This window comes from Kribbella soli (genome assembly GCF_004331345.1).
Taxonomy (GTDB): domain Bacteria; phylum Actinomycetota; class Actinomycetes; order Propionibacteriales; family Kribbellaceae; genus Kribbella; species Kribbella soli.
In genome coordinates this window covers 2084101-2106593 of sequence record NZ_SJJZ01000001.1, presented here as the reverse complement: position 1 = coordinate 2106593, position 22493 = coordinate 2084101, and the positions used below count along the sequence as shown (strand labels likewise).

At 68.4% G+C, this 22493-nt stretch carries 25 protein-coding genes; 16 read left to right on the top strand and 9 right to left on the bottom strand.

Features of this window, described 5'->3' with window-relative positions:
- Positions 1 to 165: 165 nt before the first annotated feature.
- The 10 genes from E0H45_RS10570 to E0H45_RS10525 are packed head-to-tail and all read left to right on the top strand — an operon-like array spanning position 166 to position 10111.
- Positions 166 to 786 (top strand): DUF6668 family protein, encoded by a 621-nt coding sequence (locus E0H45_RS10570; RefSeq protein WP_131336531.1) that lies wholly within the window; start codon positions 166 to 168, stop codon positions 784 to 786.
- Positions 787 to 800: 14 nt separating this feature from the next.
- Positions 801 to 1076 (top strand): TrbC/VirB2 family protein, encoded by a 276-nt coding sequence (locus E0H45_RS10565; protein ID WP_130386393.1) that lies wholly within the window; start codon positions 801 to 803, stop codon positions 1074 to 1076.
- A gap of 38 nt (positions 1077 to 1114) precedes the next feature.
- Entirely contained in the window at positions 1115 to 1984 is an 870-nt protein-coding gene (locus E0H45_RS10560) for a DUF8175 domain-containg protein (RefSeq protein ID WP_131336529.1), read from the top strand.
- A complete protein-coding gene (locus E0H45_RS10555) occupies positions 1981 to 2838 on the top strand; it encodes a TrbL/VirB6 family protein (RefSeq protein ID WP_131336527.1) in 858 nt (285 codons plus the stop codon). The genes E0H45_RS10560 and E0H45_RS10555 overlap by 4 nt, the downstream gene beginning before the upstream one ends.
- 1 nt (position 2839) lies before the next feature.
- Positions 2840 to 4438 carry a TrbL/VirB6 family protein gene (locus E0H45_RS10550; protein ID WP_165546403.1) on the top strand — a complete coding sequence of 533 codons (1599 nt, stop codon included), beginning with the start codon at positions 2840 to 2842 and terminating at the stop codon, positions 4436 to 4438.
- Positions 4425 to 5933, top strand: coding sequence for an SCO6880 family protein (locus E0H45_RS10545; RefSeq protein WP_202872247.1), 1509 nt, complete (start codon positions 4425 to 4427; stop codon positions 5931 to 5933). Before E0H45_RS10550 ends, E0H45_RS10545 begins: the two co-directional genes overlap by 14 nt.
- Before the next feature lie 34 nt (positions 5934 to 5967).
- Positions 5968 to 7563: an ATP/GTP-binding protein gene (locus E0H45_RS10540; protein ID WP_238154896.1), complete on the top strand. Its 1596-nt coding sequence runs from the start codon at positions 5968 to 5970 to the stop codon at positions 7561 to 7563.
- A gap of 6 nt (positions 7564 to 7569) precedes the next feature.
- Entirely contained in the window at positions 7570 to 9405 is a 1836-nt protein-coding gene (locus E0H45_RS10535) for a type IV secretory system conjugative DNA transfer family protein (protein ID WP_131336525.1), read from the top strand.
- Entirely contained in the window at positions 9395 to 9772 is a 378-nt protein-coding gene (locus E0H45_RS10530; protein WP_130386388.1) for a DUF4913 domain-containing protein, read from the top strand. The genes E0H45_RS10535 and E0H45_RS10530 overlap by 11 nt, the downstream gene beginning before the upstream one ends.
- A gap of 3 nt (positions 9773 to 9775) precedes the next feature.
- Complete coding sequence (locus tag E0H45_RS10525; protein WP_131336523.1) at positions 9776 to 10111, top strand: YrdB family protein; 336 nt, start codon at positions 9776 to 9778, stop codon at positions 10109 to 10111.
- On the opposite strand, the gene E0H45_RS10520 is transcribed toward E0H45_RS10525, so the two are convergent.
- Together E0H45_RS10520 and E0H45_RS10515 are read right to left on the bottom strand one after the other, a co-directional pair.
- Positions 10108 to 10854 (bottom strand): hypothetical protein, encoded by a 747-nt coding sequence (locus E0H45_RS10520; RefSeq protein WP_131336521.1) that lies wholly within the window; start codon positions 10852 to 10854, stop codon positions 10108 to 10110. The genes E0H45_RS10525 and E0H45_RS10520 overlap by 4 nt on opposite strands.
- Before the next feature lie 41 nt (positions 10855 to 10895).
- Positions 10896 to 12218, bottom strand: coding sequence for an MATE family efflux transporter (locus tag E0H45_RS10515; RefSeq protein ID WP_238154895.1), 1323 nt, complete (start codon positions 12216 to 12218; stop codon positions 10896 to 10898).
- Positions 12219 to 12622: 404 nt separating this feature from the next.
- Between E0H45_RS10515 and dnaB the strand changes: the two genes are divergently transcribed.
- On the top strand, positions 12623 to 14416 hold the full coding sequence (gene dnaB / locus E0H45_RS10510; protein WP_131337737.1) for a replicative DNA helicase: 1794 nt from the start codon (positions 12623 to 12625) through the stop codon (positions 14414 to 14416).
- Between the two features lie 28 nt (positions 14417 to 14444).
- On the top strand, positions 14445 to 15218 hold the full coding sequence (locus E0H45_RS10505; protein WP_165546402.1) for an alpha/beta fold hydrolase: 774 nt from the start codon (positions 14445 to 14447) through the stop codon (positions 15216 to 15218).
- Positions 15219 to 15223: 5 nt separating this feature from the next.
- On the opposite strand, the gene E0H45_RS10500 is transcribed toward E0H45_RS10505, so the two are convergent.
- Positions 15224 to 15586 carry a DoxX family protein gene (locus tag E0H45_RS10500; RefSeq protein ID WP_131336517.1) on the bottom strand — a complete coding sequence of 121 codons (363 nt, stop codon included), beginning with the start codon at positions 15584 to 15586 and terminating at the stop codon, positions 15224 to 15226.
- Positions 15587 to 15692: 106 nt separating this feature from the next.
- On the opposite strand from E0H45_RS10500, the gene E0H45_RS10495 reads away from it, so the two are divergent.
- The gene (locus tag E0H45_RS10495; protein WP_131336515.1) at positions 15693 to 16166 is read left to right on the top strand and encodes a MarR family winged helix-turn-helix transcriptional regulator; all 474 of its coding nucleotides are present in this window, start codon (positions 15693 to 15695) and stop codon (positions 16164 to 16166) included.
- Here the strand turns inward: E0H45_RS10495 and E0H45_RS10490 are convergent.
- Positions 16163 to 16795 carry a MerR family transcriptional regulator gene (locus E0H45_RS10490; protein WP_131336513.1) on the bottom strand — a complete coding sequence of 211 codons (633 nt, stop codon included), beginning with the start codon at positions 16793 to 16795 and terminating at the stop codon, positions 16163 to 16165. The genes E0H45_RS10495 and E0H45_RS10490 overlap by 4 nt on opposite strands.
- Positions 16796 to 16877: 82 nt before the next feature.
- On the opposite strand from E0H45_RS10490, the gene E0H45_RS10485 reads away from it, so the two are divergent.
- Positions 16878 to 17375, top strand: a complete 498-nt coding sequence (locus E0H45_RS10485; protein ID WP_131336511.1) for a DoxX family protein — start codon at positions 16878 to 16880, stop codon at positions 17373 to 17375.
- Positions 17372 to 17773, top strand: a complete 402-nt coding sequence (locus tag E0H45_RS10480) for a hypothetical protein (RefSeq protein ID WP_131336509.1) — start codon at positions 17372 to 17374, stop codon at positions 17771 to 17773. The genes E0H45_RS10485 and E0H45_RS10480 overlap by 4 nt, the downstream gene beginning before the upstream one ends.
- Here the strand turns inward: E0H45_RS10480 and E0H45_RS10475 are convergent.
- Positions 17770 to 18747: a helix-turn-helix transcriptional regulator gene (locus tag E0H45_RS10475; protein ID WP_131336507.1), complete on the bottom strand. Its 978-nt coding sequence runs from the start codon at positions 18745 to 18747 to the stop codon at positions 17770 to 17772. The two genes, E0H45_RS10480 and E0H45_RS10475, sit on opposite strands and share 4 nt — an antisense overlap.
- A gap of 57 nt (positions 18748 to 18804) precedes the next feature.
- Between E0H45_RS10475 and E0H45_RS10470 the strand changes: the two genes are divergently transcribed.
- A complete protein-coding gene (locus tag E0H45_RS10470; protein WP_131336505.1) occupies positions 18805 to 20070 on the top strand; it encodes an FAD-binding oxidoreductase in 1266 nt (421 codons plus the stop codon).
- Here E0H45_RS10470 and E0H45_RS10465 read toward each other — a convergent pair.
- From E0H45_RS10465 to E0H45_RS10450, 4 genes are read right to left on the bottom strand one after another with little or no spacing between them, the layout of a single operon-like run.
- The gene (locus tag E0H45_RS10465) at positions 20018 to 20560 is read right to left on the bottom strand and encodes a GrpB family protein (protein WP_131336503.1); all 543 of its coding nucleotides are present in this window, start codon (positions 20558 to 20560) and stop codon (positions 20018 to 20020) included. The two genes, E0H45_RS10470 and E0H45_RS10465, sit on opposite strands and share 53 nt — an antisense overlap.
- Entirely contained in the window at positions 20557 to 20952 is a 396-nt protein-coding gene (locus E0H45_RS10460) for a RidA family protein (protein WP_131336501.1), read from the bottom strand. The genes E0H45_RS10465 and E0H45_RS10460 overlap by 4 nt, the downstream gene beginning before the upstream one ends.
- Before the next feature lie 21 nt (positions 20953 to 20973).
- On the bottom strand, positions 20974 to 21408 hold the full coding sequence (locus E0H45_RS10455; RefSeq protein WP_238154893.1) for a protein-tyrosine phosphatase family protein: 435 nt from the start codon (positions 21406 to 21408) through the stop codon (positions 20974 to 20976).
- Positions 21409 to 21417: 9 nt separating this feature from the next.
- Positions 21418 to 22488, bottom strand: coding sequence for an ABC transporter ATP-binding protein (locus E0H45_RS10450; RefSeq protein WP_131336499.1), 1071 nt, complete (start codon positions 22486 to 22488; stop codon positions 21418 to 21420).
- Positions 22489 to 22493 lie beyond the last annotated feature (5 nt).

The window sequence follows — 22493 nt, the reverse complement described above, 5'->3', positions numbered from 1 at the left end:
TACCGGGGATTCCGGGCATGCAGAAACCACGCGGGCCTGTCGGCTCGACTGACCCCGACAAGGGGGTAGAAACATCCTCGCCTGTGGATGGGTCACGCAAGTACACCCGGAAAGCGAGAGAATACGGTGGGCAACAGCCTGTGACGAACCGCGAGAGGAGGGGCCATGACGCAGAACCCGTGGACACGAGAGCAGTCTCCGGGCCCGCAGCAGCCGCAGCCAGGCCCCGCAGCTCAGCCGGACATCACCCCGCGGGGGCCGTCCGCGCCCCAGCACGGGGTGCCGGCGCCCGCGGAGGATCAGCGCCTGCCCAAGTTCGCGATTCCGGCTGCCGACACCCTGTGGTGGGTCGGTGTCCACGGCGGCTCCGGCGAGACCACGATGTCGGTCCTGCTGCCGGGGACCCGGGCGTCCAACCACCGTTGGCCGATTCCGCCGCCGCCGGTGCCGACGCCGGTGATCCTGGTTGCCCGGACCCACGGGTCCGGTCTGCGCGCCGCGCAGCGAGCCGCGATCGAGTGGGCCTCGGGTGTCGTCCAGGGTGTCGCCGTGCTCGGCCTGGTGCTGATCGCGGACGCTCCTGGCCGGCTGCCCCGCGTGCTCGACGACTTCGCCGACATCGTCGGCGGAGGTGTTCCGAGGGTCTGGGACATCCCGTGGATCGAGGAGTGGCGCAGAGGGGAGGCTCCCACGCCTGACAACACGCCAGACGAGGTTTTCGAAGTACTTGAATCCATCTACGCACTTCGCGCGTCAAACCCAGCGGACTACCCCGCCCCGTACTGAAAGGCACCAAGACAATGATGTTGCTTCACCACCTGGTTACCGAGCTTCCGAACTCGCTGCCCCTGGAGGCGCCGCCCGTAGAGGTGACGAAAGGCCTGAACAAGGTCCTCGGCTGGGTCAAGTGGATCGCCTACCTGATCTGTGCCCTCGGCATCATCATCGCCGGCGGCATGATGGCCATCGGTCAGCGTCGCGGCGAGGGTGGCGAGCACGCCGCCCGGCTCGGTTGGGTCCTGGCTGCCTGCATCGTCATCGGTGCGGCGACCGCCCTCGTCGACGCCCTGAAGTGACGCGGGCGCACGGCGAGTTGCTCGGAGGCTGATCGTAGGTGGGACTGTTCAGCAGAAACACGGACTCCGACGACGATTCCGACGGCGAGAAGACCACCTTCCTCGAGGAACGTGGCTTCATCGCGTCGGCGATCGTCGTCGGAGCAGTGCTGATCTGCCTGGTGGTCTGGTTCATGCTGGGTGGTCGTTCGGACAGTCCGACGGCCAACCCCAGCCAGACTCCGAGCACGGCTGTTCCTACCGGACAGCCCACCGAAGAAGAGTCGAACCAGCCGCCACCCGCCTCGCCGACCGAAGTACCGACCGCCACGCGGACCACGCCGCCGCCGCCCAACAGTTCCACCGGCGGCTGCCGCGCCAAGAACCCGAGCCAGGCGATCCCCAGGATCGCCGCACCGGTCGCGGTCTCGTGGCAGTTCGAGGGAAAGATGCTGATTCCCATCCAGGCAGCGAGCGGGCCCACGAGCACCAGCCCGAACGGTGTGCGCTCGTGCTTCGCGCATTCGCCCACGGGTGCGGTGCTTGCTGCGATGGTCCTGCTCGGCCAGCTCCAGAACCCGGAGGTCGGCATCGCCGCGCTACACAGCCGGGTGTATCCCGGTCCAGGCCGGGACGCGGCCATCGCCGAGGCAAGGCAGACGGCCAAGACGCCGTCGTCGACCGTGCCCGGTGACATCCAGTTCGCCGGCTTCAAGGTGCTCGACTATCCGCCGAACGCCACCCGGACGATCATCCAGGTCGTCGCCGATCTGAACGGCAAGGCTTACGGCGCGATGCCGGTCACCATGCGGTGGTACCGCAGCGACTGGTACGTCGAGCTGCAGCCCGACGGCAGCTTCAACGGGTCGGTCGAGCCGGACATCCTGACCAGTCTCAGCGGCTACGTCAGGTTCAGTGGTGCGGCATGATCATCCTCGGATGCTCGGGCTGGCCCTGGGACTGGGACGACTGCTTCAAGGAGGGCCTGCAGACCGCGCTCGAGTGGGCCTTCGGCAAGTTCTTCGACTTCATTTTCGAGGCGATCGCCAACGTCGTCATCCATGCCGTCGAGGCGGTCATGAAGGCCGTCGGCCTGCTCTGGGTCTACATCCCCACTCCGAGCATCGAGGGGAACACCCCGGCCCTGTGGATCCAGACCCACACCCAATTCATCATGGTGTTCATCGCCGCGCTCGCGGTCATCGTCGGCGCTGTCCAGATGGCGATCTCGCACCGGGGTGAGCCGGCTCGGGACATCCTCAAATCGCTGATCACCTTGGTCGTGGTGACGGGGGCCGCGACGGCTTTCGCGGGCACTCTGATCACGGCCGCGGACGGGTTCTCGACCTGGATCATCAACTCGGCGCTGAAGAAGGACGACCACAACTACGCGAAGAACCTGCTCGACGTGATGGACGAACCGTTCGGCTGGTTGCTGGTGATCTTCGTCGGCATCCTGATGGTGATCACCGCCATCATCCAGCTGGCGCTGATGATCGTCCGCTACGGGATGCTCGTGCTCCTGGTCGGCATGCTTCCGCTGACCGCGGCCGCGACCAACACCGAAATGGGGATGATGTGGTTCAAGCGTGCACTCGCCTGGCTGGCGTCGTTCATCATCTACAAACCGGTGGCGGCGATCATCTATGCCACCGCGTTCAGCCTGATGGGTTCGGAAGGTGCATCGCACATCCTCAAGGTCATCATGGGCGTGACGCTGATGATCGTGGCAGTCGTCGCGCTGCCGGCCATCCTTCGCTTCGTCTCACCGAGGACGTCCTGACGTGATACCGCTCGATGTGATCGACTGGGCGATCGACCTGATGAAGAAGGCCCTCGAGGTTGTCTTCGCCCCCGTCATGGAACTGGTGATGAAGTTCGTGTTCGAGCCAATCCTCAAGGCCATCGGCTCGGCGGTCGGAACGCTGATGAGCACGATCGCCACCTTCTGGGTCTATGTGCCGACCATTGCGGTCGGGAACGAAAACGGCACGCCGGCCAATGACACGGTCGGGTGGGTCTGGGATCACACGCAGTTCATCGCCCTCTTCATCGCCGCCATCGGCCTGATCGTGGGCGCCGTGCAGATGGCCTGGACCCAGCGCGGCGAGTCGGCCCGCGAACTGCTCCGCTCGCTGATGACGCTCGCGGTGGCCGCGGCGTTCTCGATCGCCGTTGCCCAGGCGCTGATCAGCGCCGGCGACATGTTCTCCAGTTGCCTCATCAGCTCCGCGCTCGACTCGAAGACCACCGGCTGGGTCGACGGCTGCCAGAACATCGGCTCCGGCGACTCGCAGGCCTTCGGCGAGAAGATGGGCGCGGTACTGGGCTTCGCCGCGATCGTCGGCATCGCCGGCTCACCGCTGCTGATCGGGATCATGATCGCGGTCGGCATCCTCTGCGTGATCGCCAGCCTGATCCAGATCGTGCTGATGGTCGTCCGCAGCGCCATGCTGGTCCTGCTGCTCGGCGTCCTGCCGATCGCGGCCGCCGCGACGAACACCGAGATGGGCCGGAACTGGTTCAAGAAGATCATCGCCTGGCTGCTCGCCTTCATCCTGTACAAACCGGTGGCGGCGATCGTCTACGCGACCGCGATCCGGCTGGTCTCGGACAACGGCGACCCGCTGCACTACGACGCCAGCAACCCGGACGACATCGGCAGCATGGTGATGAACGTGGTCACCGGTCTCACGATGCTGGTGCTCGCCTTGTTCGCCATGCCGGCGCTGATGCGGTTCATCGTGCCGATGGTCGGGGCGACGGCGGGTGGAGCCGGCGCCGGCATGATGGCAGCCAAGATGGTCGGCGCCGACAAGGCCGGTGACATGGTGAGCAAGGGCGCTGAACAAGGGGCGGACGACGGCGGTGGCGGCGGTGGCGGCGGTGGTGACGGTCCGTCCGGTGCACAGAACGTCGGACGGGCGTCGCAGCAGGCCCCGAGCGGTGGCGGCGGTGGCGCGACAGGTGGAGCCGAAGGTGCCGCGGCCGGTGGCGAGGGCGCTGCAGCCGGCGGCGCGGCCGGTGGTGCGGCAGGCGGTGGCGCAGCAGCAGGCGGCGCAGCCAGTGGCGCCGCGGCCGGTGGTGCGGCCGCCACCGGGGTGGGCATACCGGTCGCCGTCGCGATTGCCGCGTACAAGGTCGGCAAGGCGGCTGCGGACGGCGCCAAGGAGGTCGGCAACGAGGCCATGGGCGACGGCGGCGAGTCGGGCGCCCAAGGCAGCGGCGGCGGTGGCGGGGGAGGCAGTGACGGCGGCGGCCCCAGCGGCAGCGGCGGTGGCGGCGACCTGAACCGCGAGAGAGACCGCGCCAACGATTACCGCGACGACGACCGAAACAACCAACCACCACCACCACCGGACGGACCAAGTGGCAGCGGCTGAGAACGTACGACGCGCACCTCGCACCTACGGCAACTGGCGGAGGCCCGCTTCGGCGGGCATCGCCGGCCTGGGAATGCTCGGCACCGGCATCATGATGGGTGGCCTGCTGCTGGTCGTCATCGCAACGATGGTGGGCGGCATCAGGGCAGCTCTTGTCAGCCTGCTGATCGTGGGCGCGGCGCTCGGGCTGCTGATCACGAAGGACAAGCACGGGCATTCCACGCTGCAACGGCTCTCGACCCACATTGGATGGCAACGAGCAAAGATGGCTAAGCACAACGTTTACCGCTCCGGCCCGCTCGGCCGGACCGCATGGGGCAAGTTCCAGCTTCCCGGCCTCGCCGCAGCCTCCCAGCTGAGCGAGTACCAGGACTCCTACGGGCGGCCGTTCGCGCTGCTGTACTACCCGAGCACCCGGCACTTCACCGTCGTCATCAACGCCGAACCCGACGGCGCCTCGCTGGTCGACGAGGAGCAGGTGGACATCTGGGTGGCGCACTGGGGCCAGTGGCTCGCCTCGCTCGGCCACGAGCCGGGCATCGTCGCCGCGTCGGTGACGGTGGAGAGTGCACCGGACACCGGTATCCGGCTGCGCCGTGAGGTCGGCAACAACATGATGGACGGGACGCCGCCGATCGCCCGCGCGATGCTGACCGAGGTCGTGCAGAGCTACCCCGAGGGCTCGGCGCTGGTCTCGGCCCGGGTCGCGTTGACCTTCAAGGGCACCGACCGGAGCGGCAAGCGGCGCAAGGAAGACGACATGGGCCGCGAGCTCGCGGCCCGGCTGCCCGCGCTCACCCAGAGCCTGAACGCGACCGGCGCCGGTGCGGCGCGGCCGGTCAGTGCGCAGGAGCTGTGCGAGGCGATCCGGATCGCGTACGACCCGGCGTCCGCGATGCTCATCGACGAGGCGCGCGGCCAGGGCATGCCGCCCGAACTGCAGTGGACCGACGTCGGCCCGGCCGCCACCCAGGCGTTCTGGGACAAGTACCGCCACGACTCCGCCTGGTCCGTGACCTGGCAGATGTCGCAGGCACCGCGCGGTGAGGTGTTCTCGTCGGTGCTGTCGCAGCTGGTCGCGCCGCACGCCGACATCGACCGCAAGCGCGTGACGCTGCTCTACCGCCCGCTCGACGCCGGTACGGCGGCCCGCATGGTGGAGGCCGACAAGCGCAACGCGTCGTTCCGCGCCACTGCGTCCGCCCGGCCGTCCGCGCGCAACATGGCCGAGGCACGGGCCGCCGACCGGTCCGCGCAGGAGGAGGCGCGCGGCGCCGGCCTGGTGAACTTCGGCATGGTCGTCACCGGCACGGTGATGAGCGCCGAGCAGATCCCGGACATGATCGCCGCGATCGACAACCTCGGCGCGACCGCACGAGTTCTGCTGCGCCCGGCGTTCGGCTCCCAGGATTCTGCATTCGTCGCAGCGCTGCCGCTGGGCATCGTGGTGCAGAACCACCTTTCGATACCGGCCGGACTGCGGGAATCCCTATGATTGACCAAAGCACAGTGGCACCTGGGGAGTCACAGTGAGCAAAAAGCAGAAGAAGCCGGTCGATCCGTCCCGTCGCGGCAGGCGGCCGATGCCGCGTGGCTGGCCCGGCCCGGGCGGCGGCTACTCGACGTACCTGCAGGCTCCGCAGGAGTGGCGCGGTACGACGGTGCAGGTCTGCGGAATGTGGCCGTTCGCGGCCGGTACCGGCAGCCCGATGGTCGGCGTGCCGATCGGCCGGAACATCCTCTCCGGCGCGACCATGTGCTGCGACCCGATCAGCTGGTTCATGCGGGCCAAGCTGATCTCGAACCCGTCGATGTTCGTGCTCGGCAAGCCAGGTCTGGGCAAGTCGACGATCACCCGGCGGATGGCGCTCGGCCTGGCCGGGTACGGCGTGATGCCGCTGGTGCTCGGTGACCTCAAGCCGGACTACAAGGACCTGATCGAGGCGCTCGGCGGGCAGGTCATCCAGCTCGGCCGTGGTCGTGGCCACCTGAACGTGCTCGACCCGGGCGAGTCCCGCGAGGCCGCGCTCCGGTTGACCGGCAAGGCCCGCGAGGCGATCCAGGCGGACGCCCACGGCCGTCGGCAGACGATGGTCTCGGCGCTCATCGCGATCATGCGTAACCAGAACCCGAACGACCGCGAGGAGACCATCCTCGACGAGGCGCTCAAGGTCCTCGACGAGCGGTTCCAAGGTACGCCGGTACTCCGTGACCTGCTGCAAGTCGTGCAGGACGCCCCGGACCGGGTCCGCAACGTGGCCCTGGACCGCGGCAGCCTGGACCGCTATCGGCAGATCACCGAGGGCCTGGAGGCATCGCTGATCGGTCTGGTCGGCGGTGGCCGGCTGGGCGAGATCTTCTCCGAGCAGACCGACAACCCGATCCAGATGGACCGTCCGGTGGTGTTCGACGTGTCCAACGTCGACGACTCCGAGACCAGCCTGCAGGCCGCCGTACTGCTGGCCTGCTGGTCGTACGGGTTCGGCGCGGTCGCGGTCTCGCAGGCGCTCGCGGACGCCGGACTGGAGCCGCGGCGGCACTACTTCGTCATCCTCGACGAGCTGTGGCGGGTGCTGCGGGCCGGGAGCGGTCTGGTCGACCGCGTCGACGCGCTGACCCGTCTGAACCGGCAGCGCGGTGTCGGCATGGCGATGATCTCGCACACCATGTCCGACCTGCTCGCGCTGCCGAACCCCGAGGACCGGATGAAGGCGAAGGGTTTCGTCGAGCGTTCCGGCATGGTCATCTGCGGCGGTCTGCCGCGCGCCGAGATGGACAACCTGACCGAGGTCGTGTCGATGTCCATGGAGGAGCAGAACATGCTCGTCGGCTGGCAGGACCCGCCCGCGTGGGACCCGGCCACCGGCAAGGAGGCCGCTCCTCCCGGCCGAGGCAACTTCCTGGTCAAGGTCGGTGGCCGGCCGGGCATCCCGGTGCACGTCGGTCTCACCTCCGTCGAACGCGAGATCAACGACACCAACAAGCTGTGGACGACCGGCAACGACGGGAAGCCGCAGAAGGTCGAGGTCGCGCCGGACGGCACCGAGCAGGTCGTCGGTGAGTACAGCCTGGACGACCCGATGCTGCTGCCGCCGCCCGATCCGACCACGCGCGTGGGGAGCTGACGAGTCATGGCGCAGGGCAAGAAAAGCACCGGCCCGGGTGCGATCTCACCCGAGGCCGTCCTGATCTTCGTGATCGTCGGCGCGGTCGCGCTGGTGGTCTTCTCGATGTGGGGCGCGCTGAAGGTCGCGTCCGCGATCAACGGCTCGCGGACGCCCGGGAACCCGTTCGACGCGATCGTCGACCTGTCGAAGGGGAACCTGGAGTGGTCCGGCGCGGCCACCGGCATCCTGGTCGTCGAGATCGTGGTGCTGCTCGGCCTGGTCGGCGGCGGGTGGATGTTCTTCCGGAACCGGGAGCGCTCGATCGGCCGGGTCGACCGGCAGGCGCAGCTGATGTCGAAGCGGTCCGAGATCTACAAGCTCACCCGCGAAGGCGCGCAGGAGAAGGCGAACCAGCTCGGCGCCGGGCACGCGGGTCCGGGCATCCTGATCGGCCGGACCGTCCGGGACAACCTCGAGGTCTTCGGCAACTGGGAAGACATGCACGTCGACATCTGGGGTCCCCGAACCGGTAAGACCACGTCGCGCGCGGTGCCGGCGATCCTGGACGCGCCCGGCTGCGTCGTCGCCACCTCGAACAAGCGGGACATCGTCGACGCGACCCGCGGGCCGCGTTCGGAGAAGGGCCCGCTGTGGGTGTTCGACCCGCAGGAGGTCTGCGAGGAGCCGCCGAACTGGTGGTGGAACCCGCTGACCTACATCACCGACGAGACCAAGGCGCGTGAGCTGGCAGAGCACTTCGTCGCCTCGCAGCGCCAGGTGGGTGCCCAGACCGACGCGTTCTTCGACGCCGCCGGTACGGACCTGCTGGCCGGCCTGCTGCTCGCGGCCGCGGTCGCCAAGCGGCCGATCACTCAGGTCTACAGCTGGCTGGCCGACCAGCGGAACGACGAGCCGGAGCGGATCCTGCGCAACACCCCCGGTCTGCAGCTGTCCGCTGACGCCCTGTCCGGCGTCATCAACGCGCCGGACAAGCAGCGCGCCGGTGTCTATGGCACGGCCCAGCAGAGCGCCCAGTTCCTGGTCAACCGCAAGGTGACCCGCTGGGTCATCCCGAACGGCCCGAACGACAACCGGCCGCAGTTCAACCCGCATGAGTTCGTCCGCCAGGGCGGCACGCTGTACAGCCTGTCCAAGGAAGGCGCCGGTACGGCGGGCCCGCTGGTCACCGCACTCACGGTCGCCGTCGTGGAGGCCGCCGAGCAGTTCGCCCGCGGTTGCCCGATGGGCCGGATGCCCAGCCCGCTGGTCGGCGTACTCGACGAGGCCGCCAACGTGTGCCGGTGGAAGAACCTCCCCGACCTGTACTCGCACTTCGGTTCCCGCGGCATCGTGCTGATGACGATCCTGCAGTCCTGGGCGCAGGGTCAGGAGTGCTGGGGCGACCACGGCATGCAGAAGCTCTGGGGCGCGGCCAACATCCGGGTGTACGGCGGTGGCGCCGCCGACTCGTCCTTCCTCGAGAACCTGAGCAAGATGATCGGCGACTACGACATCAGCTCGAGCTCGGTGTCGTACAACGAGGGCAAGCGCGGCACCAGCCAGCAGGTCCAGCGCCACAACATCATGGAGGTCTCCGACCTCGCCTCGATGCCGCCCGGCCGCGCGGTCGTGTTCCCGTCCGGGATCCCGGCCACGCTGGTGAAGACGGTCCCGTGGTTCACCCGGCCGGACGCCGGTGCGGTGAAGGCGTCGCTGGCGAAGTACGATCCAGGAGCGGCTGCGAACGTTCCGGTGAGCAACAACCCGTGGGTGGCTTCAAGCACCCAGGCGCCTCCGCAGCGTGGACCGGAGCGACCGGTCTGGGAGCAGAACGAGGGAGACAACCGCGGTGGATGGTGAGCAGGAGCTGTTCTACCCGCACGTCGCGGCGTTCGTGGAAGACCGGCTCATCTACCTCTACACGCGCCGGCTCGGGCAGCAGTTCATCTGGTGCCCCGAGTGGTACCGGCACGCGGAGGCGCTGAGCCGGCTGGACTCGATCTGGCGTGCCTGGGAGCACCTGCGCCTGGACCCGGCGACCGGCATGTCGGTCTGGTGGCGTGACCACGCGGACCCGCACATGATGTCGCTACTGGACCCGGACGGCCCGTTCGCCGCCTGCCGGAACAACCAGCACACCGACTACCCGATCCCGCCGCTCCCGGTGCAGGAGCCGCCGGCCGGCCTGTTCTTCGACCAGCGGCAGCCGAACATCCGCGGGATCTAGCAAATGTGGAAGTGGGGCAACCTGCTGCTGGCGTTCCTCGCCGAGCTGGTTGCCCTAGGCATCTTCGCATGGTGGGGCTGGCGCACAGGCGGTACGACGCTTGTGCGCTGGCTGCTCGCGGTGGCGCTGCCATTGGCCACCGCGATCGTATGGGGCCTGTTCGCGGCACCGACCGCAGCGCACACGACTCCGGTACTGCGTTGGACCGTGAAGGTCCTCGTGTTCGGCTTGGCGGGTGCCGCCCTGTGGAGCCTGAGGCACCCGCTGCTCGGTGTCGGCTTCGTCGTGCTGGTTGCGGCGAACCTGGCAATCATCCAGACCCAGAACCTGCAGCCCTAGATCTCCAGGTCCGGCTCGCTGGACCGGTTCGGCTTCACGACCTTGCCCTGCTTGTTCCGGACCCGGCCGGGACCGCGGACGTGGCGGCGCGCCTGGGGGAGCTGGGCCTCGGGCGTGTCCTCCGGTGGTTTGCGGACGGCCTCGCTCGGGTTCGGCTGTGCTTCGCGGCGGTGCTCCCGCGCGGAGGCGTCGTACTCGCGGGAGATGCTGTCGTCGCTGACGGCCTTGCGTTCCTCGATGGTGGCGGCGTTCTGGTACCGGCGGCCTTCCGCGACCAGCCCTGCTGATCCGGCCTCGTCGCGGTGTGTTGCCGCCTCGTCCAGCTCGTGCCGGCCGTGGGCGCGGTCGCTGATGCCCCGCTGCACGTCGTTCGTGGCGTACTGCCGGTACCGGTCGCGAGCCTCCTCGTCGGCGTATGCGAGCTGGAACGCCCGAGAGGTCTCCGCGGTGGCATCGAGCAGCTCCTCGCGGCTGCGTCGCTCCTCGAGCGCCTGCTGGTCCTTGGCAGCACGCTCCTCGAGCTCTTCCGCACGCGCCTCCGCGTCCTCGTCCAGCCGGGCCTTCTCGTCCGCCTCTTCCTGGCGTTCTGCTTCTTCTTCCGCCAAGTCGTGGGTCGGGTTCTTGTCGGCCTGAGTCCGTGCCTGGGCGGCCCGCCGCTCACTTGCGGCCTCGGTGTCGTCGTCGCCCTGCTCCCGTTGATCGGGTACGAGCTCGACGGACTGGTCGTCGTCGGTGTCGGGCATGCCGCTCCTTTCCTTCTGTTCCACGATGCCGCACCGCAGGGTCAGCGGGTAGCCCCGGTGACCAGCCAGGCGTCGCGCCGCTCACGCGTGGTCAAAGTGAGGAATCGCAGCAGCATGTACCCGCCGAACGCCCACCACAGCGCGACGATCCCGCCGCCGAGCCAGAGCACCGCCAGCGCCAGCGGGACGTACAGCGCGAGTGCGACGATTCCGGCCGCAGCGAGGTACCGCCCGTCCCCGGCGCCGATGAGTACGCCGTCCAGTACGAACACGACACCGTTGATCGGCTGCCACAGCGCGGACACGATCAGGATGGCGGCGAGCGTACGACGTACCTCGGGGTCTGTGGTGAACCACGGGACGTAGACGTCACGCAGTCCCCAGAGCGCGAGGCCACCGATCATGCCGGAGAACAGGCCCCACCACATCATCCGGCGGGTGATCGCGCGGGTTCCCGCGACGTCGCCGGCGCCCAGGGCGCGGCCGGTGAGCGCCTGCGCGGCGATCGCGATGGCGTCGAGGGCGAGTGCGAGGAACGACCACAGCGTGAAGGCGACCTGGTGGGCCGCGACGGACGTCGTCCCCAGGGCCGTGGCGACGAACGTGAGCAGAATGATCGCCGCGCGAAGCGTCAGCGTGCGGACGACGAGCGGTACGCCCATCTGCGCGGAGGCCAGGATCCCGGGACGATCGGGGCGGAGCTTGGCGCCGTCGCGGCGGGCGCCACGGACCACCACCACGACCAGCGCGACACCGGCGCCGGTCTGCGCGAGTGCCGTACCCATGGCGGAGCCCGCGATGTCCAGATGGAGGCCGTACACGAGCAGGACGTTCAGTCCGATGTTGGCGAGGTTGGCGGTGATCGCGACGACCATCGGGGTCTTCGTGTCCTGCAGACCCCGCAGTACGCCGGTGGCGGCGAGCAGGAGCAGCATCGACGGGATGCCGAAGCAGGAGATCCGCAGGTACGTCACCGCGTGGTCGGCCACCTCCGGCGACGGGTCGAACGCCGCGATGGCCTGCGGCGCGAGCGCCAGCCCGAGGAGTGCGAGTACGACGCCCAGGAGCAACGCCAGCCAAAGTCCGTCGATGCCCTGGGCCAGCGCGCCCTTGTGGTCACCGGCGCCGATCCGGCGGGCGACCGCGGACGTGGTGCCGTACGCGAGGAAGACGCAGATGCCCACGAGGGTCTGCAGGATGGTGCCGGCGATGCCGAGCGCGGCGAGCTGCGGGGTGCCCAGGTGACCGACGATCGCGGAGTCCGCGAGCAGCATCAGCGGCTCCGACACCAGGGCGAAGAACGCCGGGACGGCCAGCCGGAGGATCTCCCGGTCCTGTTCGCCCACCCATCGTCCACGTCTCACCGGAGCGAGGTTACTCAGGACTCGCGGGCGCGTCGGAAATTGGTCTCAAACTTTTTCTTCTCCACAGTTGTGAACTAGAGAAACCGCAGGTCACGGACCTGTTGTGGGTTCTTGTCCGCAGATATCCACAGGGTTGTGCCCAACCTGTGCACACCCCTTCCGGGGGTTATCCACGGTTCGTCCACAGGGGGTGTGGACGACCGAGTGGCCTTTGGTGACGTGACGGGCGTACGGTCGCGAGGCCTGTCGCCGAAGACTGTCGGTGGGCCTGGCTAGGGTTCGATCAGGTGTTCGAACCCGGCCGGCGGTGGCTGGGCAGCGGGCGGACGAGGAGGTCGGACGAAGTGAGCGTGGCGGAGTTCCGCGGGGGCCAGGACGGCGGCCACGAAGAGCGGCGTCCGGAGATGGGCTTCGACCGCACCCCTCCCCAGGATCTCGCGGCCGAGCAGTGTGTGCTCGGCGCGATGATGCTGAGCAAGGATGCGATCGCCGACGTGATCGAGAATCTGCGCAGCACGGACTTCTACCGGCCGGCGCACGAGGCCGTTTTCGACGCGATCACCGACCTGTACGCACGGGGTGAGCCGGCCGACGCGATCACGGTCGCGGCCGAGCTCAACAAGCGCGGCGAGATGACCCGGATCGGCGGCGCGCCGTATGTGCACACCCTGGTCGCGTCCGTCCCGCTCGCGGCCAACGCCAGCTACTACGCGCACATCGTCCGGGAGAAGGCGATCCTGCGCCGCCTGGTCGAGGCCGGCACGAAGATCGTCCAGCTCGGGTACGCCGGTGAGGGCGAGGTCGACGACGTCGTCGACGAGGCGCAGGCGGAGATCTACTCGGTCACCGAGAAGCGCACCGCCGAGGACTACGCCCCGCTGAAGGACATCATGGAGGGCGCCCTCGACGAGATCGAGGCGATCGACTCCCGCGGTGACGCGATGGTCGGCGTACCGACCGGGTTCACCGACCTGGACGAGCTGACCAACGGCCTGCACCCCGGCCAGATGATCATCGTCGCCGCCCGTCCCGCGATGGGGAAGGCGCTCGCGCTCGACACCCCGCTGCCGACACCCACCGGCTGGACCACGATGGCCGAGGTCGCGGTCGGCGACCAGTTGCTGGACGCCGACGGGCTGCCGACGACCGTGGTCGCGGCGACCGAGGTGATGGTGGACCGTCCGTGCTTCCGGCTGTCGTTCTCCGACGGCAGCACGATCGTCGCCGACGCCGAGCACCAGTGGCGCGTCGAGGACGGCGGCCGCCCGGTGGTCTGCACGACCGCCGACCTGTACACGGCGATGTCGGCGAGTCCCGGACTGACACCGCCGATCCCCGGGTCGGCGCCGCGGCAGATCACCGGGCACGGCTTCCCGGCCGCGCTGCACGGTGAGGGCGAGCGGCGGGTGGAGTGGGTCGACCCGGTCGTCGGCGTACCGGTGCGCTGCGTCGAGGTCGACAACGCCGACCATCTGTACCTGGCCGGCAAGACGATGATCCCGACCCACAACTCGACGCTCGGCCTGGACTTCGCCCGGTCCTGCTCGATCAAGCACGGCCTGACCTCGTGCATCTTCTCGCTGGAGATGAGCCGCAACGAGATCACCATGCGACTGCTGTCGGCGGAGGCCAAGGTCCCGCTGCACCACATGCGCAACGGCAAGATGACCGACGAGGACTGGGCCCGCCTGGCCCGCAAGATGGGCGAGGTCTCCGAGGCCCCGCTGTTCATCGACGACTCGCCGAACCTGACGATGATGGAGATCCGCGCCAAGGCCCGCCGCCTCAAACAGCGTCACGACCTCAAACTGATCGTCATCGACTACCTCCAGCTGATGACGTCCGGCAAGAAGGTCGAGTCCCGCCAGCTGGAAGTCTCCGAGTTCTCCCGCTCCATCAAGCTCCTCGCCAAGGAACTCGAGCTCCCCGTCGTCGCTATCTGTCAGCTCAACCGAGGCTCCGAACAACGCTCCGACAAACGCCCCATGGCCTCCGACCTCCGCGAATCGGGATCGCTCGAACAGGACGCCGACGTCGTCATCCTGTTGCACCGCGAGGATGCGTACGAACGCGAGTCGACCCGGCCCGGTGAGGCGGACTTCATCGTCGCCAAGCACCGAAACGGGCCGACCGCGGATGTGGTGGTCGCCTTCCAGGGCCACTACTCACGGTTCGTGGACATGGCGCACGACGGGTGATGGGCTCAGGAAGGTAACCATGTTCGGTGTGCGAGGCAGGACGGGTCATCTGGCGTGGTACCGGACCGATGAGGCGGCGGCCGAGGTCGCGTTCCTGCACGGCTTCTCGGACTCTGCGCAGTGCTGGGAACCGCTGATCCGAGAGCTGCCTGGGGTTCGGGCGCTCGCGATCGATGCCCGCGGGCACGGCGAGTCCGGGCTGCCGGACGAACCCATCCGCTATGACGCGCACCGCGACGATGCGGCCCTCGTGCTGTCGAGCCAACCCGGTGACGGCGGGATCGTTGTGGTCGGCCACTCGATGGGTGCGATGGCGGCCGCCCACCTGGCCGCGTCGCGGCCGGACCTGGTCCGTGCGGTCGTGCTGGAAGACCCGCCGACCGGTGCGCCTGGCGACCAACACGACGAACCGTGGTCCGAGCCGAGCTGGCTCGCGGACCTCCGAGCACTCGATCTACCGTCCCGAATCGCGCAGGGCCGATCCAACGACCCCGACTGGGCCGCCGACGAACTCGAGCCCTGGGCCGTGTCGAAGGCCCAAGTCAACCCGCAGTTGTTCGGTCTGCGGTTTCGCGAGGCAGGCCCGTTGACCGACCTGTTGGCCGAGATCACATGCCCGGTACTGCTGATCCACGGCGATACCGAACGCGGCTCACTGATCTCCGCCGAGTACGCCGAACGCTGCGCTCAAGCCGCAGCCGGCGAGTTCCGCGCGGTACACGTCGCCGGCGCCGGCCATTCGGTACGCCGCGACAACCGCCCGCAGTACCTCGCAGAGCTCACCACGTTCCTCGACCGGTGACGGGTTCAGAAGCGTTCGACTGCTACGAAGACTGCTAGGGCGAGTAGTACGGCGTTGATGGCGACGCTCGAGAGTTCGGAGCGGCGGGCGTGGGTGATGATGGCGCCGATCATGACGACGGCCAGGCCGACGGCTGCGGTGGGGACCAGCCAGGTGGCGAGGTCGAAGGCGCGGGGGAGGATCAGGCCGGCGGCGCCGGCGATCTCCGCGACGCCGATGACCTTGATCAGTTCGATCGGGAACGGGGCCGCCCAGCCCATCCGGGGATTGCCGGCCAGCGACGCCTTCGTGGCCGGCACCTTCATGACGCCGGACATCAGGAACATCGCGGCGAGCAGCCCGGAAACGATCCAGACGACGACGTTCATGGCGACGGCTCCTTCAGAGGATTGACTTGAATGTTCATGTCACCAGCAACGATAGAACGATTGACGTGAACGTTCAAGTCATGGCTGCGATGGCTATGCTGCAGCCATGGGGAAGGAGACGGCTGAGCCGCGCTGGCTGACGGCCGACGAGCTGGAGACCTGGAAGACGCTGCAGCTGGTCATGGCTCTACTCACGGCGGAGCTCGGCGAGCAGTTGCAACGCGACTCCGGCCTCAGCTTCCTGGAGTACTACGTTCTCGCCGGCCTCTCCGACCAGCCCGATCACACGATGCGGCTGAGCCACCTCGCGATCCTGGCCAACTCCGAGCTCTCGCGGCTGTCCCACCTCATCCGCCGCCTGGAGAACCGCGGCCTGGTGCGGCGTGAACCCGACCCGGACGACGGACGGTTCACCAACGCGATCCTCACCTCCGACGGGTACTCCGAACTCGTGAAGGCCGCGCCAGGACATGTCGAACTGGTCCGCCAACTCGTCTTCGACCCGCTGACCGAGACCGACCGCCGGGCTCTGCACAAGGCGATGGCGAAGCTGCTCCCGGGGCTGCTCGGAGACTGCTAGCGGTTCTTCCAGCGTTCTGCGGAGATGGACTCCTGGGCGAGGAGGCGCAGGGAGGCGATCAGGGTCTCGCCGAGGATGGTGCCGATGACAACCGATTCGGCCAGTTGGTCGCGGGTGGGGTTCGTGGTGACGGCATCGATCTCGAGCTGGGTGAAGCGTTCGACCGCGTCGGCGTAGGTGTCGAGGTGGGCGACGAGGTTGTCCTGGCCGAGGCTGCGGAGCGCGGCGACGGTGTCGATGAGCGTGGCAAGTGCGGGTGCCTCGGGGTCGACGGACCAGCCGCGGTCGGCGATCAGGCCGGTGACCTGAGTGGTCGCGGCGGCCCGGGCGTCGTCGGAGGCGGACAAGCGGCGGGTCGGCGTGAGTGCGCGATGAGCGCGGCCGATCTGTTCGTGCAAGGGCTCGGCGTCCGCGTCGAGTGACTCGAGGATCTCCTTCACGGTGGCGACCGGGACTTGGGCGAGCTCGATCAGTGCGCGGATCAGCCGGAGCCGGCGGACGTGTGTGTCGCCGTAGGACGCCTGGTTCGGGCTGCTGAGTTCGCCGGCGGGTAGCAGGCCTTCGCGCAGGTAGTACTTGATCGTCGGCACCGGGACGTCGGTGGCCTTGCTGAGTTCCCCGATTCGCATCGCTTGCCTTCCTGTTGTCTGTGATGGATAGTATCAGTATCCATAAGCGGATACCTGAACTATCCATAAGGAGGCGAGTCGGATGATCCCGCTCGTACTGATCCTGGGGACCGTCGGCTTCCGGGCCCTGGGCGCGCTCGGCGTCCGCCGGTTCACGACCTGGCCGGTCGCGGCGGCGCACGCGATGGCGGTGATGCTGGTGCTGACCGCGAGCGCGCACTTCGTCCCGGCGAGCGTGACGGTGATGCCCAACCACGCCGACATGGTGCGGATGGTCCCGCCGTTCCTGCCGTACGCCGACGCGCTCGTCTACCTCACCGGCGTACTCGAACTGCTCGGCGCCGCCGGCCTGGTGATCACCCAGACCCGTAAGCCGGCCGGGTACGCGCTGACTGCACTCTTTGTCGGACTGCTGCCGGCCAACATCCACGCCGCGGTCGCGCACGTGCCGTTCGCGGGCGGCGAGGCGACCCCGCTCTGGCAGCGCATCCCCGAACAGATCCTGTACCTCGCCGTTGCCCTCTGGGTAGCGCGCACCTCCCGCGCAGCCGCGCCTGTCAAAGAAGAGGTCTACGCATGACCGACGCATCCCGCCTCATCGCCGGCGTCATTCTGCTCACCGTCGTGACGATCGAGTTCGGCGGCTACTTCATGACCAAGATCGTCCGCGGTCACGTCCCGATGACCGGATTCCAGAAGTCGTTCGCCCGGGCCGGCCACGCCCACGCCGGCGTACTCGTGATCTTCAGCCTGGTCGGACTGCTGTACGTCGACCAGACCGGTCTGAGCGGTTTCTGGTTGTGGGTCGGCCGGCTCGGGATCCCGGTCGCCGCGGTCCTGATGTCCGGCGGCTTCTTCGCGTCCTCCGCCGGCAAGGACCGCACCGCACCGAACCAGTTCCTGTGGATCCTCTGGCTCGGCGCGCTGTCGCTGGCGGTCGGCGTCCTGACCCTCGGTATCGGCCTGATTGTTGCCTAGCGCAACCCGGCGAACGCGTTCGTGAGGCGTTCGCCGGCCTCGGTGATGAGTGCGGCGGTCTCCGGTGTCGCCTGGTCGACGGTGAAGGTGCCTAGGTGCGCGATCGCGGCTACCTGCGTCAGCAGCAGGGCGGGGGTGTCCGCGCTGAAGCGGACCTTGCAAGACGAAGGGCTGAGCGGTTCGACGATGCCGCGGACGACACCTTCGAAGGTCGCGGTCACCTCGGAGGCGGGTACGTCGACCGTCAGCTGGATCGTGTGCTCGTACTGCGCCGACACGAACGACTCGAGCAGGTACGAGGGCCCGTCCAGCACCCGTGGCGTGAAGCGGTGCAACACAGGAGTCACGGCAGCGATCCGGTCGACGCGGAAGATCCGCCAGTCGTCGCGCTCGGGGTCGAACGCGAGCAGGTACCACCGCCACGACAACGTCAGAAGCTGATGCGGCTCCACCCGGCGTCGCGTCGTACCGCGCTGCCGGCCGTGGTAGTCGAAGGCAACGATCTCGTGGTTCCGGCAGCACCGCGCTAGTACGGCGAGAACGTCCGGATCGACCTGCGGTACGCCGGGTCGCGGGATCGCCTCCGCTGCCGAACCCACCGCCGCGAGCTGGGGCCGGAGGCGCGCGGGCAGCACCTGCTCCAGCTTGGCCAGCGCACTCATCGAGCTCTCCGCCATCCCGCTCACACCGCCACCGGCCGCGCCGACCAGTCCGAGCGCGACGGCGATCGCCTCGTCGTCGTCCAACTGCAGCGGCGGCAGATGCGTCCCGGAGCCGAGTCGGTACCCGCCCGCAGTACCGGTCGTACCGGTCACCGGGTAGTCGAGGGACCGGAGCCGTTCGACGTCCCGCCGTACCGTGCGCTCCGTGACGCCGAGCCGGTCGGCGAGCTCGTGCCCGGACCACTCGCGGCGGCTCTGCAGCAGCGAGAGCAGCCGCAGCATCCGACCGGGCATCTCTTTACGAGCGCTCATCCACAAATCATGCCTTGAGGACAAGATGTGTCCGCAAGGGTGTCTAGCGTGATCTGCATGATGTTGACGACGACTAGTACGGGGTACGACGAGGCGCGGCTCGGGTTCCAGCGGCGGGACTCGCATCGGCCGGCGGCGATCTTTCCGGTGACGAGCATGGCCGAGGTCGAGGAGGCGGTCCGATATGCGATCGACCACGACCTGCGGATCGCGGTCCAGGCGTCCGGGCACGGCCTGACGCAGGGGCTCGACGGTGGCGTGCTGATCGCGACCGGTGGGTTCAACGGCGTGACGGTCGACGCGGAGCGCAAGACGGCGTGGATCGAGGCGGGCGCGACCTGGCGGCACGTGCTCGACGCGACCGCGCCGTACGGTCTCGCGCCGCTCTCCGGCAGCGCGCCCGGCGTCGGCGCGATCTCGTACACGCTCGGCGGTGGGCTCGGGCTGATGGCCCGGCGGTTCGGGTACGCCGCGGATCACGTCCGCCGGATCGAGGTGGTGACCGCGGACGGCGTACGGCGCAACGCCGAGGAGGACCCGGATCTGTTCTGGGCGCTGCGTGGCGGTGGTGGGAACTTCGGTGTCGTGACGTCAATCGAGGTCGACCTCTTCGACGTACCGACGCTGTTCGGCGGCAGCCTGTACTTCGATCTCGCCGAGCACCCGACGGTGCCGGAGGTCTGGCGGGAATGGACCAGGTCCGTGCCGGAGGAGGTGACGTCGGCGATCGCGATCCTGCCGATCCCGAACATCCCACAGGTGCCGGCGCCGCTGCGGGGCAAGTACATCGGGCAGGTGCAGCTCGCGGTCCTCGGCGACCGCGGCGAGGAGCTGGTCGAACCGCTCCAGGCGATCGGTAGGCCGGTCCTCGACACGGTGGGGGAGCTGCCGTACGTCGACTCGGGGCAGATCTTCGCGGAGCCGGAGCACCCCGACAGTTACAGCTCGCGCAACGTGCTGCTGAAGGACCTCGATGCGCTCGAGACGCTGCCCGAGCTCGCCGGTCCGGGGGCGTCGAGGATGCACGTGATCGGCATCCGGCACCTCGGCGGCGCGCTCGCCCGGCAGCCGGAGATCCCGAACGCGGTCGGTCACCGCGAGGCGGCGTACTCGCTGACCGTCCTCACACCGGGCAAGGATGACGCCGGACGGGAGGTGCTCGAACCTTGGGCCCCATTAACCGTTGGCCGCGCCCTCAACTTCACCTTCGCGAAGCTCACTGACGAAGAGGTGGCCGAGGCGTACGACGACTACGAGCGGCTCGTGGCGCTCAGGCGCCGCTACGACCCGACCCGTCGGCTGCACGCGAACCACCAGCTTTAGCAATCAGCTCCTCGACCAGAGCGCCTTTTCCTGAGACGTAGGCGGGGCGGTCGGTGGTGAGCAGGTGCGCCAGCTCGTGTTTGCGGGCCGCGTACCGCTCGCGATCGGCCGCGTCCGCGCGCAGATGATCGCGCAGCACCACATGGTCCCGGTGAGCTTTGTTGCCTTCAACAACGACGTACAGATGGTGGTAGTGGACCGCGTCCGGCGGCAGCCCGAACGCCTCCCGGCCGGGGATCCCTTGGTCGCCCTCGTGGCGATAACCGGCTTCCGTGAGCCGTCCGATCACCAGCGGCACCAGCTCGAGTGACGGAACCACGACGTCGACGTCAATGATCGGCTTCGCCGCCAGACCGGGTACGGCGGTGCTGCCGACGTGCTCGCACAGGTGCGGGACCTCGGTGAGGTACGGCGTCAGTCGCTCGCGGATCTCCGCGAACCAGAGCGGCCACCGCGGGTCGTAGTCCACGACCTCGGCGGGAACGATCACAGGGCTGCCGTCACGTCGATTTCGACGAGTTGGCCGGTGAAGCCGAGTTGGGCGACGCCGAGCAGCGTGCTCGCGGTCGTGAAGGCCGGCGCCAGCGGCGACTCGTTGAGCTGCGTCCACACCGCGCCCAACTCGTCGCGATCCGAGCTGGCCACGTAGATCACCGTGCGTACGACGTTGTCCGGCGTGGCGCCCGCCGACTTCAGCGCGGTGAGAATGTTCGCGATGACCTGCGCGGTCTGCCCTTGGAGACCGCCCGCGGCCAACTCACCGGACGCCTGCAACGGGCACTGCCCGGCAAGGTAGATCAGGGTGTCCGCCTGTACCCGCGTCACGTGGTGATACCCAGGTGTCGCATGCAGCCCGTCGGGGTTGCTCCGCTCGATCGTCACGCCTCGACCCAACGCGATCCCTCAACTCCGGGTCAACAGATTTAGCACGTACCGCTTCTGCCACGGCGTCTCCACCGCCCGCTTGTCGTAATGCCGTCGTACATAGTCGACCGCCTGATCCGCGGGCAGCCCGTCCAGTACGGCGAGACACGCGAGCGCTGTCCCGGTCCGCCCCCGGCCGCCGTCGCAGGCGAACTCGACCCGCCCGATCCCGGTCTGCTCCAACGCTGCGCGAAAGGTCGTCAACGCCTGCGCGCGATCCACCGGCAGCCGGAAGTCCGGCCACTTGATCCAGTGCGTCTCCCACGGCACGTCCGGCGGTTCCTTGCCGAGCAGATACACGCCGTACGTCGGAAACGGCTCTGCCGCCGAGCCGTGCCGCAGACCGCGTCCGCGCACGAGCCGACCCGACGGCAGCTCCATCACTCCTGGTGCGTCCTTGATCCAAAGGCCCACAGGGCCAAACTACACAAGCCGGTCCTCGGTCGACGTGGAGAAGAGGTGCAGCTTGTCGGGGTCCGGCGCCAAGTGGACGACCGTGCCCTTGTCGTTGTGCAGCCGGGTGCCGATCCGGGCGATGATCTGGTCACTGGTGTGCTCGGCGGTCCCGTACAGGAACGCGTCCGACCCCAGCTCCTCGATCACCGACACCTTCACCGGCAGACCGTCGTCCGCGAGGTGCAGCGCCTCTGGGCGGACGCCGAGCGTCAGCGTCTTGTCGTCACCGGCCTTGGCCAGTACGTCGCGCGCGATCGGGACCACGTAGTCGCCGACCTTCGCGCCACCTTCGACGATCTCGGCCTCGATCAGGTTCATCGCGGGCGATCCGATGAAGCCGGCCACGAACTTGTTCCGCGGCCTGTCGTACAGGTTCAGCGGGGTGTCGACCTGCTGCAACATGCCATCGCGAAGGACGGCCACCCGGTCGCCCATCGTCATGGCCTCGACCTGGTCGTGGGTGACGTAGACCGTCGTGACACCGAGCCGGTGCTGCAGCTCAGCGATCTGCGTGCGGGTCTGGACCCGCAGCTTGGCGTCGAGGTTCGACAGCGGCTCGTCCATCAGGAAGACCTGCGGGTTACGGACGATCGCGCGGCCCATCGCGACGCGCTGGCGCTGACCGCCGGACAGTGCCTTCGGCTTGCGGTCGAGGTACTCCTCCAGGCCGAGCAGCTTGGCGGCTTCCAGCACTCGCTTGGCGCGGTCGTCCTTGTGGATGCCCTGCATCTTCAGCGCGAAGCCCATGTTGTCGGCCACCGACATGTGCGGGTACAGCGCGTAGTTCTGGAACACCATCGCGATGTCGCGTTCCTTCGGCGGGGCGTTGGTGACGTCCCGGTCGCCGATGAAGATCGCGCCCTCGTTCACCTCTTCGAGCCCGGCCAGCATCCGCAGTGCCGTCGACTTCCCGGACCCGGACGGTCCGACCAGCACCATGAACTCGCCGTCCTCGATGTCCAGGTCGAGCTTGTCGACCGCAGCGAGGTCGGTGCCCGGGTAGACCCGGGTGGCTCCCTTGAACGAGACAGTTGCCATGTCGC